Annotated in this window: 12 protein-coding genes; 3 read left to right on the forward strand and 9 right to left on the reverse strand. The window is 39.6% G+C overall.

The window, feature by feature from the left end; all coding sequences use genetic code 11:
- Nucleotides 1-45: 45 nt before the first annotated feature.
- The 5 genes from IE199_RS07975 to IE199_RS07995 all read right to left on the reverse strand — a co-directional run bounded on the left by IE199_RS07975 (nt 46) and on the right by IE199_RS07995 (nt 5,900).
- Entirely contained in the window at nt 46-450 is a 405-nt protein-coding gene (locus IE199_RS07975; RefSeq protein ID WP_024592037.1) for a hypothetical protein, read from the reverse strand.
- A complete protein-coding gene (locus tag IE199_RS07980; protein ID WP_024608498.1) occupies nt 443-2,248 on the reverse strand; it encodes a site-specific integrase in 1,806 nt (601 codons plus the stop codon). Before IE199_RS07980 ends, IE199_RS07975 begins: the two co-directional genes overlap by 8 nt.
- On the reverse strand, nt 2,245-3,897 hold the full coding sequence (locus IE199_RS07985) for a site-specific integrase (RefSeq protein ID WP_024608497.1): 1,653 nt from the start codon (nt 3,895-3,897) through the stop codon (nt 2,245-2,247). The genes IE199_RS07980 and IE199_RS07985 overlap by 4 nt, the downstream gene beginning before the upstream one ends.
- A gap of 7 nt (nt 3,898-3,904) precedes the next feature.
- Nucleotides 3,905-5,038 (reverse strand): tyrosine-type recombinase/integrase, encoded by a 1,134-nt coding sequence (locus IE199_RS07990; RefSeq protein ID WP_024592040.1) that lies wholly within the window; start codon nt 5,036-5,038, stop codon nt 3,905-3,907.
- Nucleotides 5,039-5,243: 205 nt separating this feature from the next.
- A complete protein-coding gene (locus IE199_RS07995; protein WP_012537714.1) occupies nt 5,244-5,900 on the reverse strand; it encodes a quinolone resistance pentapeptide repeat protein QnrS2 in 657 nt (218 codons plus the stop codon).
- Between the two features lie 459 nt (nt 5,901-6,359).
- On the opposite strand from IE199_RS07995, the gene IE199_RS08000 reads away from it, so the two are divergent.
- Nucleotides 6,360-7,604, forward strand: a complete 1,245-nt coding sequence (locus IE199_RS08000) for a diguanylate cyclase (RefSeq protein WP_229854601.1) — start codon at nt 6,360-6,362, stop codon at nt 7,602-7,604.
- Here IE199_RS08000 and IE199_RS08005 read toward each other — a convergent pair.
- Entirely contained in the window at nt 7,601-9,715 is a 2,115-nt protein-coding gene (locus IE199_RS08005) for a TonB-dependent receptor plug domain-containing protein (RefSeq protein ID WP_189768982.1), read from the reverse strand. The two genes, IE199_RS08000 and IE199_RS08005, sit on opposite strands and share 4 nt — an antisense overlap.
- Before the next feature lie 127 nt (nt 9,716-9,842).
- On the opposite strand from IE199_RS08005, the gene IE199_RS08010 reads away from it, so the two are divergent.
- Nucleotides 9,843-11,744: a YfiR/HmsC family protein gene (locus tag IE199_RS08010; protein WP_189768990.1), complete on the forward strand. Its 1,902-nt coding sequence runs from the start codon at nt 9,843-9,845 to the stop codon at nt 11,742-11,744.
- Here the strand turns inward: IE199_RS08010 and rarD are convergent.
- Together rarD and IE199_RS08020 are read right to left on the reverse strand one after the other, a co-directional pair.
- Nucleotides 11,741-12,631 carry an EamA family transporter RarD gene (rarD, locus tag IE199_RS08015; protein ID WP_308436236.1) on the reverse strand — a complete coding sequence of 297 codons (891 nt, stop codon included), beginning with the start codon at nt 12,629-12,631 and terminating at the stop codon, nt 11,741-11,743. The genes IE199_RS08010 and rarD overlap by 4 nt on opposite strands.
- 112 nt (nt 12,632-12,743) lie before the next feature.
- A complete protein-coding gene (locus IE199_RS08020) occupies nt 12,744-13,199 on the reverse strand; it encodes a thioesterase family protein (protein ID WP_189768992.1) in 456 nt (151 codons plus the stop codon).
- Nucleotides 13,200-13,330: 131 nt separating this feature from the next.
- On the opposite strand from IE199_RS08020, the gene recQ reads away from it, so the two are divergent.
- Nucleotides 13,331-15,136, forward strand: a complete 1,806-nt coding sequence (recQ, locus tag IE199_RS08025; protein ID WP_229854602.1) for a DNA helicase RecQ — start codon at nt 13,331-13,333, stop codon at nt 15,134-15,136.
- 47 nt (nt 15,137-15,183) lie between these two features.
- Here the strand turns inward: recQ and IE199_RS08030 are convergent, their stop codons facing one another.
- On the reverse strand, nt 15,184-15,483 hold the full coding sequence (locus tag IE199_RS08030; protein ID WP_189768994.1) for a c-type cytochrome: 300 nt from the start codon (nt 15,481-15,483) through the stop codon (nt 15,184-15,186).
- Nucleotides 15,484-15,593 lie beyond the last annotated feature (110 nt).

Consider the following 15,593-nt stretch of genomic DNA (forward strand, 5'->3'; position numbering starts at 1 on the left):
CAAAAGTAACCTTAATTTGAAATTATTACCATTAAATTCAGGCAATTAGCTGTATATTAGTTGCGTTACATTGTTATTGTCCGCACGAGCATTGCTCAGAGCCATGTTTTTTCGTATTAACGTAGCATTTTGTGATTGAACTTTAGCGAGCATAGCTTTCAATTCTGCCACCTCAGACCGCAACTCTCGATTGCGGTCTTTGTATTTATTAAGTTCAGTTTGTTTGGCATCACGTTGCTGTCGAATGTCTTTGTTTACACCGCCTTTAATACGCTCTAATAGTTCAGGGCAATCACGGTGAATCAATGCTCGACTTACACCTGCTTCTTCGGCAACGGCAGCGACACTCATTTTACGTTTATGAGAAACAGTATTTGGACGACCTTTTTCGATTCGAACAATGGCAAGTCGAACCGCTTTATGTGTCGCTTTTTCTTTCTGGTTAGACATTTATCACCTCGATATCCTTTCTCTCGTTAATCTCTTGCTTCATAGCTTCAACATCAATACCCAATGCCACTAGAACCTTTTCACAGCGTTCCATGCCTTTTTTTACCGCCGCTCTACCAGCTTCACCAATATCATCCAATTGCATCAGTTTCATTTGCTGCACTAGCATTCCCTCCCAATAAGGCAGGTGTCGCTTATCTACAATGCCGCTTTCACAGCTATCAGGCTTACCACACTTACACTCATCATCATTGGTGCACCACCCAATACCTGTTGAGCGAATTGGTATGGAGCTAGAGTATGCCTTTGCCATAGCACTAAGAGAGCCAAAAGATTTAATTAACTCTTTATCCTCACGGACCTTCATGATGTTTTGAGCTATGTCGCCACCAGTGATAGGCGTGTCTAGTTCAAACCAATCTTGCTTAATTTCTTCTTCAACCAGATATTTCTCTCGAAGCATTTCTTCAAACAATTCAGCATCCAAAGCATCATTAAAGGCATACAAAGTGGTCATGGTAATTGACCAATGTTTAAAGTGATCTTTTAATGCTCTCAAGTCACCTAATTCAGAGTGAACCGCATAATTAGCAAAGGTACGTCTGAATTGGTGCGCTGATAGGTTCCAATTACTCCCTATCTGTTCACATAAGTTTGGCAACCTAGCGTTAGTCATTGCCACCCCTGACAATAGGTAAATTGCGTTTCCTTTTCCCAGGTTTTTCGATAGGCAGATGTGGTTTGATATTTCCTCAAGTCGATGTGCTTCCACATGATCGTTGCTTGCTTTCGCTTTTAGTAAATCACACTCAAGTTGATCTTGAAGTGGAGCGCTCAAACGGCCAAGAATATCAATCGCTTCCGTGGCTATCCTTGGCGCAATCCACTCAGCTAACCCTGTATGTGTTTTCTCAGAGACAGTTTCGATGTGGTAGTAAGTGGTGTCACCTTTCGTTTCAGAGCGATACGCATCACGCTTAATGCCTAATATTTCATGGATACGCATACCCGTTGTGAGTAACAGCCAGAAGATACAGCTATCTCGCAGTAGCAATGTTTCTCTCTTTTTTGACGATTTCAGAATTTCATCAGCTTTATCTAGGTATGATTTAGTAAACTGGCACAGCGGAATTAGCACTTTATTTGGAATAATGGGGGTCTTACCTTTGGTAATGGCTTCCCGATACGCTTCACCAACATACCCTGCTTGCTCATTAGCGGTTGATTGAGGCCAAGGATGCTCTTTGACAAAATCAAACTCTTTGCAGTGGTAATAAAGGTCTTCTAGAATGCGGAATCTATCCACCTTGGTGACTGCTGTCAGTGGTTTAGTCTCGCCTTTTCGTTTTGAGTGCAGGGTATTTACATGCCTAACGTAGGCATTTGAGGTAAAAGCTGTCAGCCCATGTGTAACTGTAGTATCTGAACTTAAAACCCACTGAAAATAACTTTTCAACTTGTCCAATGTTTTCACAAGAGTATTAAGAGCTAACCCCTTTTTGAATTTGCTCCAGATTACCCACTTTGCCATGCGCTTCATTTGAGTATCATCAATCGTAGAAAAAGTAAGGTTTAATGCACTTGCTATAGTTGCTTTCGTACCTTTACTAGCAGGAAACACCCATACATCTTCCTCAAATCGAGATAGCGTTTGGTATTCACCATTGGCGAGTTTAATGTAGGTCACGATACCCGTTAGAGAGCCATCAATGACTTGCTCAAGCGCACTGGTGCTTGGCTTTGGACATTGCTGAATTGCAAACTCAGCTTGTGTGAGTATTAACTCAATTGAACTCATTGCGTCACCTTCAACATATCAAGGTTTTGCCAGTACGGATGTGGATTAGATCTTGCCCGTTCTTTTTCAGTCTCTACACGCTGTAGCTGGCCAAGCTTAGCAAATTCAGGGACAACTTCTTCATCTACGATTCTTAGAACATTTTTTAAATGACGCTTCCAGTCTTTACGACCAAACTCGTCACGGCTTCGAATAATCGCCCAATAAAAACTAAAGAGTTTATACAAATCATCACCTGTAATAACGAAGCTTTTACAGCGGAAGCAGCCTAAAAAGTCATTACAGAACGAGCCATTTTTCGGTGCTTTATCGCCATTCTTAGGGTCTTTACAATGCCCTACAGGGACGCTTGGCTCTGCGCACGTTAGCTCTTTAACTCGTATCTCACCCATTAAGCCCAAGTTGCGCTTTGATTGCTCGGGAGCTTGCAGGTAGTGGTCAAGCGTTCCTGTCCCACTGTGTTTGGCTTGCCGCGCAGCAATTAACAAACTCTCACCACTCAGCTCATAAATACCATTGATGAACGTCTTGCGAAAACGGCTTACATTAAGTTTCATCGTTCGACCATCTTCATCTCTTAAGTCGTACTCTTTGATGAATTTTTTGATGTTATATCTAAGCAGCCTTTCTGCTAGAGAGGAGGCCGTACCTCTCTCGGCACCTATGTGGGCAACTCTAGACTCATAGACAAATAACAAGTCGGAATCGATAGACTTTCTCACTTGGCTATTACGCTCAATGATAGCCTCAATAAGATAAGCCACATCAAGCTTTATTCCTTGCACTACTTCAAGTTCCTGTGATTTTCGTAAATTGTGCAATTGCGTGGAGTTGCCTCTTTTTTTGAATACGGTTAAGAGCTTGCGGCAATCTTTAAGTGGGTGGTCGGTCAATGAGTCGGTAGTCATATTGAGAAGCGGAGATGTGTTGATGCCTGTCTGAATCGCCACAGCTAACAAACACAGTGTTAACTGATAACCTGTTAGTGGTTCGGTCTTTTGATAAATCGGCTTAATTGCTTGTTTTAGCGCAACCACCACCTGCCTTTTTTCATGGGGAGTCAGTGGTTTCTCGCCCTTTGCACGTTTACTTGAATTTGGAAATGGGCTCTTAGGAAAGAAATCACTGTTTAGGTTTATGTCATCAATGACTGACCAATAGCCCTTGTCCCTCATGTGTATCAGCATTGACTTGAGATGAGTGTAGTAACCTTTTAGGGTGTTATACCCTAACTCACAACCTCTAAGGTGCAGTAAATATTGCTCGATCAACTCTGGCGTAATGTCATCTTGTGTTAAGTCCTCACCCGCTGAATACCTAAATAATGTAAGGTATTCAGCGAAATGGAAAAAACCATTTTTAAAATAACCTTTTTGAGTTTCCTCGCTAAGAGCATCGGTATTTTTCAGCAGAGCTTTTGCGGTGTAGTACACTCGATTTGTAATGTCGTCATAACCTTTGCCATAGAAACGAGTAAAATTGACGTTAGAACCATTGCCACCTTTTGAACCGATATTCGGGTAATTCACTACAGGGTTGATTGGTCGGACTATTTCTCGATTTTGAGCAGTGTCAGTTGTTGACTCTACTGCCGATGTTTTCTTTAGCTTGTCTTTGTTAATAGACAGTTTTTTTCTTTGTCTCGCCATATTTCACCTACACAATCGCATCAATCTGTTGTTGATACTCAATCGACAAGTCATCGACCAAATCATTAACCAAATGTAAATATTTCATCGTGGTTGTGATACTTGAATGTCCAAGCCGAGCTTGTAGGTACATCAACGGTTCAAATTTACTGCTTTTATGCTCTAACATTCCTTTCAGCATGTGCGTTGCATAAGTATGCCTTAACATATGCGGTGATACGTGAAAGGGTAATTTAAGCGACTTGAGAGCCTTACCAAAAGCAGAACCTTGAGAAGCCCACCCTTGACCATCAGGCGTTAAAAACAAGCAATTTGACTCCACTTCCGACTCTTGTTGCTTCTGAAAACGAGCCTCATTGACATAACGCCACAAGTCCTCCATCAATCGTGTCGGGATGTGTATTTTGCGCTCTTTCTCACCTTTGGTTCGTGAAATATTGACCTCATAGTAAGCTCTGTTTCCAGTAGGCTTTCTTATTATATTCAAGGGAAACAGCAACAGTTCTTTTCGTCTAATTCCTGTCTGTAGACATAAGCGAACCATCAGCTTTAAGGTTGAATTTTCAATCGCAGATAAAAGATCTCGCACTTCAATTACCGATAAAAATTGAGCTTTTTTCTCAAAGGTTTTCATCATCAAATCAGAGCTGTATTTCTTACCACCATTTCTTTCTGTATGAGCTAAAAACTGCTGGCCTTTATTCACTGAAACGGATTCTAGAGAGTAAGGTAATGACTTAAACCACTTACCGACGCCATAAGAATAGAAACGCACTATCGTTCTTAAATGCTGATTGGTTGAATTTACCGACATGCCAAACTCACCAACACAAAGGTCACGATAAGCACTGACTAACATTTCATCTTCACTGCTTTCTGAAATGTCTCGCCAATCCAAACTGTTCTGCTCACAGAATGTCAGGAATTGAGCTAGGTGATTGCCATACGTCCACCAAGTGTTCTCACTATTCACTCGACCTCGTTTTAAGCACTCATATACCAAGAACTGCAACGCCTCTACACAAAGCATTCCTGATTCAATCCCTAGATCTGAATTATCAACTTCCCACGTTAAGAGGGGAAAGTTAGGGTACTTCACACTTTCAATTTCAAAGTCAGATGTGGATTTAATGCAAAGCATAATCGCCCTAATTCACTGTATATTAACACAGTATAATTGTACGCATTATGCTTTGCTACAAAAATAAACGATTTTTTATGTGGACATTGGTATGTAACACGTTTCTGGACAAGAATGAGCTAGAAGTATTGATCTAGCTCTGGTGATTTGAATTAGAAAATGTATTAATGTTGTGTATAGTTTATCAGCAGGTATTCGTAAGCATCTAGTCAGGAAAAACAACAATACCCAACGCTTCGAGAAGCTGTTCTTGTTGCCAGCTGGCAATTTTGATACCTGATGTATCGACTTTTCGAGGATCTAAACCGTCGAGTTCGGCGTGACATAAATTAGCACCCTGTAGGCTAAACTGTCCCCAGACATCTTCAGAAAAAACACCTCGACTTAAGTCTGACTCTTTCAGTGATGCGCCCGCGAGGTGAGTCCCTATCCAGCGATTTTCAAACAGCTCACATTTTTCTAAACAGACCCGCTCCATATTGGCATAAGACAGGTTACATCCAGTAATAAAGGCTGAGCAAAAGTACATACGATTACTCACTTGATTGGCAAAGTTTGCTCGGGAAAAGTTGGCCCCTTTTAAATCACACTCACGTAACTCAATACCGTAGCAATTGGCGTTACTAAAGTTTGCCATCGCAAGCTGGCATTGTTGGAAACTTGCATCGCGAAGGTCTGCGACATCAAAATGGCAACCTTCGATATCACCCTGTTCAATGAACTTGCAGTTAATAAATGTCGCATCACGCAAGTTAGCACGTCGAAAATCGCATCGGATAAAGGTGCAAGCAGTGAAAGTAATATCACTTAGATCTTGATGTGAAAAACTGTGGTGTCGATATGTGTGACGGTAGGTTTCCATGTTGACTCCTATGATGAACTGGACGCAACACTACCATCAAAGCCACATCACATCAACAAAATAAAAACACTAAAAATCAAGATCTTAAAAACCCTCATTTTGCCTATTTTAAGGGGGTAAAATAGCGCCCTGAGCCTCTATGTTAACGTTCAAAGTACGCGGCACCATTGAAAAAAGTTATCCGCTTAAAAAGCCACAGAGAAAAGGAACCCAATAGATTACTGATGTCCGCCATTAGGTAAAGTAACCTTAAACGGAAGCCTGCAATTTGAAGTAGATACAAGGTCTAAGAAGGAATGGGGCAGAAATGAGTTTGGCAACATCGCCTCTGTTAGATTCCAATCAGCACAGAAAGTACTACCTCTATAAGAACTATGCTTTAGTTCAGTTCACCCTTACAACCGCAGATATTAACCATTAAAGGAGATGTTACACTTTTAAGTATGCATAACAAAAAAGTTGTTAGTTGTAGAAGATAGTCTCGCCATTTCAAAAATAATTCAGCAAATTGCAGAATCATTAAATTATGACGTCACTGTCGCTGCCAGTTTAACTGAGGTTAAAGGCATCCTTGAACATAAGAATGACTTTTATGCTGCAACATTGGATTATTCTTTACCTGATGCACAAGACGGTGAAGTGATAGAACATGTATTATCGCATGGTATTCCCAGTGTTGTTATGACCGGCCGCATGGATGAAAAAACTCGCAACAAGATACTTTCTTTACCTGTTATTGACTACATCCCCAAAGAAAACAGCCAAGCATTTATGTATCTAAAACGTATATTGTTTTGGCAAAAAAGAAATAAAGGCACTGCTGTTTTAGTGGTAGACGATTCAAAGGCAGCACGCAACCATATCGTCGAGCTGCTAAAGCGACGAAACTTTACCGTTTTTGTCACAGACACAGGTAAAAAAGCGTTAGATCTGCTAACGCGCAACCCAACAATTAAACTGGTGGTTACCGACTTAGAAATGCCTGAAATGGATGGTATTGAGCTCACTAACGAAATACGTAAACACTATAGTCGAGATAAACTAGCGGTTATTGGCATTTCTGGTGTTAGTAACTCTATGTTATCAGCACGCTTTATTAAAAATGGCGCAGATGATTTTCTTCGAAAACCATTTTGCCCAGAAGAGTTTTATTGTCGATTAATGCAAAACATTGAAAACCTTTACAACATAGAGCAAATCCAAAAGGCCGCTAATACAGATTACCTGACAGAACTACATAACAGACGTTCATTTTTCACTAATGGTCAAGGTTACATTAATAAATACCTTAGCAATGAAGTGCATTATGCACTAGCCATGTTAGATATTGATTTTTTTAAAAAAATTAATGATGAGTATGGACATGATGCTGGCGATCATATCCTTAAAGTACTGTCTTCATTTATGCGTAAGCATTTGACATCAGCGCTCTTAGCTCGTTTGGGTGGTGAGGAATTTGCGGTGTTGATTCCTGGGATTGAACAAGAGCAAATTGTGAATCGTTTGGATGATTTTAGGCGTGCGTTAGCAGCTGCTCCAATTCATTTTGAACAACACCAAATACACTGTAGTATCAGTATTGGCATAGTTTTAAATAGTCGAGCGCCATTGAGTGAACAATTAACCGCTGCTGATGTTGCACTTTATCAAGCTAAAGAGAATGGCCGTAATCAAATTTGTATTTCAAATAAAACTATCGATTAAAAATCGTAAGTTAATTGCGCCGTTAACCAGCGACCTTTTTTAGGGTATGGATGCAAAGTAGAGCCGCCCAGCTGGTACTCTTTATTCAACAAATTATCAGCTCTGACACTCAAGTTTAACTGCTCATTAAGCTGAATATTAATATTGGTGTTAACTAACCATAGAGCAGGTTGATAATTGTTTGGTTTAAAATAATCAACTCCTGTTCTTGGAAAAGGATCTACCACACGATTGCCATCACGTTGAATATCAATAGGCGAGTATTGTTTACCAACATAACGCAGAGCAATATGCACATTTAGATGATCGGTGACTTTGTAATCCAAGATCATATTGGCGTTAATTTTGGGAACATTATTGATATACCCATGATCTATAGCGATTTTTTCACTACTTTTTGCATGTCGATAACTGGCATTTAATCTGACATTAAATTGAGGTTGAATATAATGTAGCTCTTGTTCAACCCCTACCGTTTCTAACCGACCCGCATTACTGTAGTTATTCTCCATTGCACTGTTGTCGCGGAAAATAACGTCGATCGCCTGATCATAAAAAAAGCTAGTTGTTAGCTGTAGGTCATGATTTGGAAAGTTAAATGTAGGGCTAACTTGCCAAGTTTTAAGTTTTTCAGGTTTAAGAGTTTTGGCGCCTTTAAATGACGCTAAATTAGAAAAACGATTCCAATAGGTCGCGTCAACAAATGCTTCAGAGTAACTTAACTTAACGCTAGTATCTTGATTTTGATAAACAAGACCTAACCGTGGACTTAACTGGGTTAAATTATCGGTCACTCGACGATTTTTAATATCGTACCTTAATCCTAAGTTAGCTTGCCAATGCTCATTTAATGTCTTTTTATATTGTGCAAAAAGTGAGTAGTTACTTTCACTACCACTAGGCAATAAATTAGAATCTACCGTGTTTACACGAAAACTTCTTATGCCAATAGGAAAAGTCGCACCGTATACAGAGTAATGCTCTAACTGGCCACCTAGTAACAATTCGCTATCACCAAACCTTCGACTAAATTTACTCAATAAGCCCCAAGATTTTTCACTCCAAGTTGGACCACCATAACTGGGTAAGCTGGGATCAATAACAATCACCGCTTCCACTTTATGTTTATCAAAATAAATTGCGTGTTCATGTGACCACTGAGCTAGGTTTAATTGTGGTGTTTGATAATTTGCATGCACAGCTTGATAACCAAAACCCGGGCTATTGCCGTTAATTCTATCAAAGGCATTATATTTATAGGTTTCCCCGCTGAGCCCACCAGCACTGAATGGCTCAATATAATGACTTGCTCTAGCATTTAGTAAAACGCTACCTTGAGCCGTTTCAAGTGACATGCCAATATCATACGGGGCTTTATCCCTTACTCCGCCAACAATAACTTTATTTTCTTCACTGGGAACTGCGTTATAGGTATCTTGTGGTTGCAGTGTTTTAATTTCACCATCAGCTTTATAGGTTGCCGCCCAGATCAGTAAAGCTTTATCTGTTTCATTAAGTGTATAGTTAATCGATAATCCACGCTGGCCAAACTGGCCGATAGTCGCTTTAACCAAGCTATCACTGCTATTGGCAGATTTGAGTACAATATTAACGGTTGCTGTTAAAGAAACGTTGCCATAAAGCGAAGAAGCTGGCCCCCTTAACACTTCAATTTGCTTTATTTTGTCCAGTGAAATACTTGGATCTGGGGTTGCCATAGCATAACTTCGACTATTAAGTCTGTGGCCATTAATTAAGAATAAAATCTTTTGCTGTGCCGAAGTAAAAATACCGCGCGCTGCAATATTAATTTCATTTTGATCTTCTACATCAGTAAACCCAGGTACATAGGTAAGTAATAATTCTTTAAGATCTAGTGCTCCGCTCTGTTTTATCATTTGTTCAGTAATCACAGTAACGGGAACAGGCGCCTGTGCAACAGTCTCCTCTGATAACGAAGCAACGGTAACTTTAGTCTCAATTAATTGTTGAAGTGAAAAATCAAGCAGACGGTTGTGTTTAATACAATCGACTTCCGATTGATTATCAGCAAACGCTAGGCTAGGAATAGCAAGCAACAACAAGACAAAAGTGGTAAACCAGTTGAACATTAACTTCTATGTTTAAAGAGCGTATTTTTCTGAGACTATAATACCCTGTCAATTGGGTCAAATTTTAGCGTGCGTTGTTCATTAAAAATCAGTAAAGTATTTAACAAACAAAGGGGAATGTTGCTTAATGTCGTTTACTTGGTTTAAATCACCTAAAGTCATTTTGACACTTGTTGTGCTGCTGTTGTGTTCGCTGTTTAGTGTCAATGCCCAACAGTTAGATGGCGAACAAGTGAAAACGGCATATTTGTATAATTTCCTCAAACACGTTAATTGGCCTAATGATTCCGACAAAAAACGTTATGTTATCGCCATTTATCAAAACGATGCATTTTTTCAAATCGTCAAATCACAACTTTCCGGCCGCCAGGTTAAAAACACCGATATTGAAGTTATTTCTGCTGATTCATTAACTCAAGCGGCACAAGCAGATTTAGTCTACGTAGAAGTTTCCCCTGCTATTGATATTACTTTACTAGCGTCTGATTTAAGAAAAACCAACACATTATTAGTCACTTACAATAGTGAAGATAAACACAACATTATGATCAACCTGTTCCTTAATGTTGAAACTTCAGCAATTGGTTTTGAAATTAATAAATCAAATATCGTTTATGAAGGCTTATCTATATCAAACGAGTTGTTACTACTTGGTGGTACTGAAATAGATGTTGCGCAGCTTTATCGAGAAACCGAAGTGGCAATGCAAAAAATGCGTCTGCGCGAAGCAGAGTTAAAAGCTGACTTAGCACAGCAAAGTGCTTCTTTAAAAAATACCTCCGTGAAACTTAGGCAACTGAATGAAGAACTTGAGCAACGCCAACATATTGCAGAACAACGTCAAATTGAGCTGTTGGCACTAAAAAAAGACATCAATCAACAACAGCAATCGCTAAGTATTAAGGAAAAGCAACTCAGTGATGTAATTGTGCAGTTGACCGCGATGAAACAAGACTTAGAAAAACAGCAAAGTGAAGTCTCAGCAAAAGAGCTCAAAAACATTGAAATGGAAGAACGTATTGCAAAAAATAGAAATATCATTTCTAAGCAACGATCACAAATCAACCAACAAGGTCTTCAACTTGATCAGAAAAATGTTGAGCTAGAACAGCGTTCCGCGCTAATTGAACAACAGCAGTTTTATTTGATGATCCTTGCGATATTTATTAGTGCCGTCATCTTCATCAGTATTTTGTTGGTGATGTTGTTTATTAAAAATAAAAAAACAACACGAAAATTAAGCCAAACACTCACCAATTTAAAAGAAATGCAAGATCAACTAGTACAGTCAGAAAAACTCGCTTCACTGGGTAAACTAACCGCAGGTATCGCCCATGAAATTAATACACCACTAGGCATCGCAGTTACCTCAACCAGCTCATCTTTAGAGTCCACAAAAGAGATTAAAACACTCTTTGAAGATAGTCGTTTAACCAAATCAGCAATGAAACGCTACGTGACAGATATGGAACACGCAGCACAACTCAACACTTCATCGTTAAATCGAGTTATTGAATTGCTCAATAACTTTAAACAAGTTGCTGCCGATCAAGTTGTCGGTGAAGTCAGAAGTATAAATTTGCCAGCCTATATTAACGAAGTGATGCAAACATTATCCGCAGAATTAAAGCGTTTTCATGTCAGCTATCAATACAGCGGTGAACACCAAGTAGAAATTACCACGATCCCTGGCGCATTGGCTCAAGTGCTGACAAATTTAGTCACCAATTCATTAAAACATGGTTTTGAAAATAGAGACCAAGGCAATATTACAATTGATGTCAACAAAGCCGATGATATGGTAGAAGTCGTATACACCGACGATGGTGTAGGGATGAATCAAGAAGTTTTGCAGAATATCTTCGAACCATTTTTTACCACGAAACGTCACAGTGGTGGCACGGGTTTAGGAATGAATATTGTGCACAATATTATTCGTCAAAAATTGCAAGGTAACATCAGTATCGAGAGTAAACCGAATGAAGGGGCAATATTCACCTTGCAATTACCCCTTGAAATCAGTCATTAAACCTTAAGTTTACGATAGGTTTTCATACTATCAGCACTATAAATAACCAGTGCTAACCAAATAAAACCAAAAGTAACGAGTTTAGAAGGCTCTAAAGGTTCATCATAATAAAAGGTAGCTAAAACAAACATTATACTTGGGCCTATGTACTGAAAGAAACCTACCGTAGATAGAGTCAATCGTTTTGCTGCAGCGGTAAAGCACAACAAAGGAGCTGTTGTTACTATGCCAGCAAATACAAAAAGTAGATTTAAACTCAGGCTATTTTCAGCCATATTGCTGGTCGAGGAATTCACAAACCATAACCAATAAAGTAACGCTATTGGCAGCATAACGCTCGATTCGATAAGCAAACCAGCAATAGAGTTGACTTGCAGTTTTTTCCTAATCAAACCATAAATAGCAAAAGAACCCGCTAATGCAAGGGAGATAATAGGCAACTCTCCAAGGGTAACAACTTGAATCAATACCCCGATAACGGCCAATAACACAGCCACAAGCTGCCACTTTCTTAAGCGTTCATTTAGAAACACCATACCAAGTGCTACATTAAAAAGCGGATTGATGTAATAACCTAAACTGGCATCGAGAATGTGATCATTATTTACCGCCCAAATAAACAAAAACCAATTAAAACCTAAAAAACAGGCACTGATAGTAAGCTTAATCAAGACACCTGGCTGTACTAGAGTACTGATAACGGCTCGTATCCGCGCGGTAGCGAAGACAAACAAAAGTAACAACACACTAGACCAAACCACACGATGCACCATGATTTCATCAGCATTCACCGACTCTAATGTTTTGAAATAGATAGGGGCTAAGCCCCACATGAGGTAAGCGGCGATGGCATTTACAACACCAAGTTTTTGTTCGTTATTTTGCACAATGTTCGTTTCAGGGGTGATAAATGTAAATGTTAACACGCAGCAAGCAAAATTGAGATATTGTGATGATAAATCAATTTCAATTAGTCTCAATTCTTTCTTATAGCAAAGCTTAACCTACCATATAGGTACCTGTGCCAAACGCAATGTGGACATTCTCTTCATTGTGTAATTCCATTCGAGCGACCGCAACTTTACTGCCACTGCGAATAATTCGCGCAGTTACAACAAAATGTTGTCCACGCCCTGGTCTTAAAAAGTCTGTACGCAGGTCAATGGTGCTGAGCTTTCGCATATTGCGTTCAATGTTTTCAATTGACAAGTCATCTAATTGTTCAATGATATTGGCAGCAGCAACAACACCTCCCGCCAAGTCTAATGCTGAGGCAGTCACACCACCGTGTAGAATTTTTTGTACTGGATTACCAATTAATTTATCTTGCCAATCAAATCGAACTTCGGCTTCTTGTGCATTAAATTGCACAATCGTTAAACCAAGTAATTGGTTAAATGGCATTCCGGTATTCCAAAAATGTGCCATTTGCTGAAAAATTTGTTCTTGTTGCATAACTTATCTGGTCGGACTTGTTTTATTCATGCAATTTAGCAGTAAAAATGCCAAAAATGCAAATTCAAAGGTCAACACCTTTGATGCTTTAGGGTAGAATAAGCCGCCTTAAAATTTTACGAAGAACCACATTGATCGCCAGCCCAATACCAGCCGTTTCACTTATTGACAGCTTACAACAATATTTTGGATATTCTGCGTTTCGTAGCGGACAAGAAGCTGTTATAGAGCAAGCTCTTTCGGGCAGAGACTCTCTAGTTTTGATGCCAACTGGCGGCGGAAAATCTTTGTGTTATCAATTACCGGCAGCCATGCTCGATGGCATCACCATCGTCATTTCGCCATTAATTGCATTGATGAAAGATCAAGTTGATGGCCTAACACGACAAGGCATAAAAAGCGCATACGTTAATTCAACACTGCCACAAACAGAGATCAACGATATTTTTAAGCGTTTAGCCGCAGGTGATCTCAAGCTATTGTATGTTGCGCCAGAAAGGCTGACACAAGCATATTTTTTAGAAGGCTTATCATCATTACCCATTAGGTTATTTGCCATTGATGAAGCACATTGTATTTCACAGTGGGGCCACGATTTTAGGCCGGCCTATACTCGATTGGCGCAAATTAAACACTGGTTCCCACATATTCCTGTCATGGCACTCACTGCAACAGCAGATGTTACAACCAGAAAAGATATTCTCTCTCAGCTACAGCTTAATGATCCTTATATTCATTTAGACAGTTTTGATCGGCCAAATATTCGACTAACAATGGCTGATAAATACAAAGGCACCGAGCAAGTAACAGCCTATATCAAAAAGCGTAGCCAAGATTGTGGCATCGTTTATTGTAGTAGCCGATGGCAGGTAGAAAATCTCAGTAAAGCCTTAGCATCTGCTGGCATTAACTGCGCTGCTTACCATGGTGGGATGGAAAACGAAATTCGCTCGATAGTGCAAGACAATTTCGCCAAGGATAAAATCCAAGTGGTTGTCGCAACGGTCGCCTTTGGTTTAGGGATTAACAAACTTAATATACGTTATGTAATTCATTTTGAACCACCTAGAACACTTGAAGCTTATTACCAAGAAATAGGTCGTGCTGGGCGAGATGGTCTCGCGGCTGAGGCTCTTTATTTACATAGCGATAGCGACGCAGAGAAAATTCTCAAGCGCATCGAAAGCAACGAAAACGAACATAAGCGAGAAGTTGAAAAACAACGCTTTAACTCCGTCAGCGACTTTATCCAAGCACAAACCTGTCGTCGACAAGTAGTACTGAATTACTTTGCCGAGTACACACAGAGCGCTTGTGGCAATTGTGATATCTGTATTGACCCACCAACAACATTTGATGGCCTGACAGTGGCACAGATGGCACTTTCTTGTGTGTTTAGAACCGAACAAAAAGCTAACGCTGATTATCTAGTTGCCGTGTTACGTGGCCAAACATCTGAGAAAATTTCTCGTAATGGCCACGATAAATTATCAACATTTGGTATTGGGCAAAATAAAACACCTGGGTATTGGCATGCAATAATTCGACAGTTGATACATCTAGGTTTTTTACAACAGGATATTAGTCAACAATCTGCCTTAGTATTAACCGAAGCTTCACGTAGTATATTAAAAGGCGAACAACCTTTACTCTTAGCCGCACCTCGATTACAAAAAGCCAGCTACTGGCGCCAATCAAACAGTTCAGCGAGTTACGATCGTGGGTTATACGCCAAACTTAGGGTATTAAGAAAAACCATTGCTGATGCTGAAGATATTCCGCCGTATATTGTTTTTAACGACGCAACACTGTCTGAGCTAGCTAAATATAAACCAACAACGGATAGAGAAATGCTTAATATCAGTGGTATTGGGCCCACCAAACTTGACCGATATGGATCAGCTTTTATCAGTTTAATTAAAGAACATCAGGTATAAAAAAACGCTCTTTAAGAGCGTTTTTTTAAGCAAATCTCACTGCGAGCTTATTTTAAGCTTGCGTAGTAAGCCGCTAAATTCTTCATATCTTCTTCAGATAATGGAGCAGCCATAGGCGCCATTACAGGATCTTTACGAGCGCCAGATTTGAAGTCTTTAAGTTGCTTCAAAATATACTGCTCTTTTTGTCCTGCTAAGTTTGGATACATTGGAATAGCAGAAACACCGTTAGCGCCATGACACGCCGTACAAGTTACAGATTTTGCTTTGCCCGCAGCAATATCAGCTGCAAAAACTGGAGAAGCTAGCGCCACTGTAGCAGCTACGGTTAAAATAATTTTTTTCATACCGTTATCTCTCTTACTTATTGATTAGAAAATTTAAATAGCCTTTATCGATTATATGAAAAAAGATCAAAGCTGTCTTAGTTTTTTTTGTATTATAGGGCTCTAGAATG

Origin of the sequence: Thalassotalea marina (assembly GCF_014656435.1) — a bacterium.
GTDB classification, from domain to species: domain Bacteria; phylum Pseudomonadota; class Gammaproteobacteria; order Enterobacterales; family Alteromonadaceae; genus Thalassotalea_C; species Thalassotalea_C marina.